Origin of the sequence: Actinophytocola sp. (assembly GCF_045807065.1) — a bacterium.
Lineage (GTDB): Bacteria > Actinomycetota > Actinomycetes > Mycobacteriales > Pseudonocardiaceae > Actinophytocola.
Genome location: NZ_JBJMIE010000396.1, coordinates 1 through 2,922, shown reverse-complemented (window position 1 = coordinate 2,922; position 2,922 = coordinate 1). Strand labels below are relative to the sequence as shown.

At 67.7% G+C, this 2,922-nt stretch carries 2 protein-coding genes and 1 pseudogene; all 3 read right to left on the bottom strand.

Translation table 11 applies throughout. From position 1 onward, the window contains the following. On the bottom strand, positions 1-1,219 hold a 1,219-nt coding region (atpD, locus tag ACJ73U_RS23150; protein ID WP_407779784.1), incomplete at its 3' end, for a F0F1 ATP synthase subunit beta. Beyond that, positions 1,219-2,172 (bottom strand): F0F1 ATP synthase subunit gamma, encoded by a 954-nt coding sequence (locus ACJ73U_RS23145; protein ID WP_407779783.1) that lies wholly within the window; start codon positions 2,170-2,172, stop codon positions 1,219-1,221. The genes ACJ73U_RS23145 and atpD, both read right to left, overlap by 1 nt. A gap of 11 nt (positions 2,173-2,183) precedes the next feature. Then, a pseudogene (locus ACJ73U_RS23140) lies at positions 2,184-2,922 on the bottom strand (F0F1 ATP synthase subunit alpha); the annotation flags it as partial.

Genomic DNA, 2,922 nt, shown 5'->3' with positions numbered 1-2,922 from the left:
TGCGCGCGCGATACACGAGCTTCTTGTCGTCTTCGGACAGCTCGTCCATACCGAGGATCGCGATGATGTCCTGCAACTCCTTGTACTTCTGCAGGATCCGGATGACCTCGGACGCGACCGCGTAGTGCTTCTCGCCCACGATGGACGGGTCGAGGATCGTCGACGTCGACGCCAGCGGGTCCACCGCCGGGAAGATGCCCTTCTGGAACACCCCGCGGGACAGCTCGGTGGTGGCGTCCAGGTGGGCGAACGTCGTGGCCGGGGCCGGGTCGGTGTAGTCGTCCGCCGGCACGTAGATCGCCTGCATCGAGGTGATCGACCGGCCCTTGGTCGAGGTGATCCGCTCCTGCAGCTCACCCATCTCGTCGGCCAGCGTCGGCTGGTAACCCACGGCGGAGGGCATGCGGCCCAGCAGGGTCGACACCTCGGAACCCGCCTGGGTGAACCGGAAGATGTTGTCGATGAACAGCAGCACGTCCTGGTTCTGGACGTCGCGGAAGTACTCGGCCATGGTCAGCGCCGACAGGGCGACCCGCATACGGGTACCCGGCGGCTCGTCCATCTGCCCGAACACGAGCGCGGTGTCGTTGATGACGCCGTCCTCGCTCATCTCCAGGAACAGGTCGGTGCCCTCACGGGTGCGCTCGCCGACGCCGGCGAACACCGAGGTGCCACCGAAGTTGCGGGCCACACGGGTGATCATCTCCTTGATGAGCACCGTCTTGCCCACGCCGGCGCCGCCGAACAGGCCGATCTTGCCACCGACCACGTAGGGCGTCAGCAGGTCGATGACCTTGAGGCCGGTCTCCAGCATCTGGGTGCGGCCCTCGAGCTGGTCGAACGGCGGCGGCTTGCGGTGGATCTCCCACCTCTCGAAGTCCGCGCCGTAGCCCGGCTCGTCAAGGCACTCGCCGAGCGCGTTGTAGACGTGGCCCTTGACCTTCTCGCCGACCGGGACCGAGATAGCGGCGCCGGTGTCGAGCACCTCGGCGCCCCGGACCAGGCCGTCCTGCGGCTGGAGGGAGATGGTGCGGACCATGTTGTCGCCGAGGTGCTGGGCGACCTCGAGGGTCACCGTCTTCTTCAGCTCGGGGAAGTCGATGTCCACCTTGAGTGCGTTGAACAGGTCGGGGATCGCGCCGCGGGGGAACTCGACGTCGACCACAGGACCGGTCACCCGCACGATGCGGCCCTTGGCGGTGTTCTCGGTTGTCGTCATCAGTCTTCACTTCCTACCGCGGCGAGTGCGTCCGCACCGCCGACGATTTCACTGATCTCCTGGGTGATCTGGGCCTGACGCGCCTGGTTGGCGAGCCGGGTGTACGTCTTCACCAGGTCACTCGCGTTGTCCGACGCCGACTTCATGGCGTTGCGCTGGGCGGCCAGCTGCGACGCGGCCGACTCGAGCAGGGCGGAGTAGATCCGGGTGTTGACGTACTTCGGCAGCAGCGCGGCCAGCAGCACGTCGGCACTGGGCTCGAACGAGTACGCCGACGGGATGACGTCCGGCTGGGGCGCGCTCGGCTCCTCACCGGTGGAGTACTCGACCTCCAGCGGGGCGATGCGCTTGGCGACCGGCACCTGCGACAGCATCGAGCGGAACTCGGTGTACACGATGTGCAGCTCGTCGACGCCGAGGACACCGTCCGCGCCCGGCTGGTCGCCGTCGTCGTCCGCGCCCGAGTTGAACGCCTCGACCAGCGTGCGGCCGACCTCCTGCGCGTTCTCGTAGCGGGGCACCTGCGAGAACCCGGTCCAGCTGTCGGTCACCGTGCGGCCGCGGAACTTGTAGTACCCCACGCCCTTGGCGCCGATGACGTACAGCACCGGGTTCTTGCCCTCTTCACGCAGCAGCGAGAACAGCTCCTCCGCCGCCCGCAGCGCGTTCGAGTTGTAGGCGCCCGACAGACCCTTGTCGCTGGTGATCACCAGCACGCCGACCCGCTTCGGGTTCGGGCGCTGGGACAGCAGCGGGACGTCCAGCGTGGTCGCCGCCGTGGCCAGCGCGGAGAGGACCTTGGTGATCTCCTCCGCGTACGGCCGGGACGCGTCCACGCGGGCCTGCGCCTTGCTGATGCGGGACGTGGCGATGAGCTCCATCGCCTTGGTGATCTTGCCGATGGACTTGGTCGCCCGGATCTTGGACCGGAGCTCGCGAAGTTGTGCGGCCATCTACGTCCCCGTCAGCTTGTCGACGGCGCCGGGCGGTTGACCTTCACGGTCTCCTGCCCGACCTCGTCCGCGGCCATGGCCTCAGCCTCGGCCTCCTTGAGCGGCTTGCCCTCGGAGGTGGTGAAGCCCTTCTTGAACTCGTTCACCGCGTTCACCACGCGCTCGGCGAGGTCTTCGGACCACTTACCGGTGTCGCGGATCTCGGCGAGGATGCCCTCGTTCCTGTGGCGCAGGCTCTCCTGGAACTCCCGGTTGAACCGGGCCACGTCCTCGACCGGCACCTCGTCGTAGGCGCCGTTGGTACCGAGGTACACGGTGACGACCTGCTGCTCGACCGGCACCGGCGAGTACTGCGGCTGCCTGAGCAGCTCGTACAGGCGGGCACCGCGGTCCAGCTGGGCGCGGGAGGTCGCGTCGAGGTCGGAGGCGAACGCCGCGAACGACTTCAGCTCCTCGTACTGCGACAGGTCGATCCGCAGCGAGCCGGAGACCGTCTTCATCGCCTTGATCTGCGCGTCACCGCCGACGCGGGACACCGAGGTGGTGACGTCGACCGCGGGGCGCTGGCCCGAGTTGAACAGGTCGGACTGGAAGAAGCACTGCCCGTCGGTGATCGAGATGACGTTCGTCGGGATGTAGGCCGAGATGTCGTTGGCCTTGGTCTCGATGACCGGCAGACCCGTCAGCGAGCCGCCGCCGAGCTCGTCGTTCAGCTTGGCGCAGCGCTCCAGCAGGCGGGAGTGCAGGTAG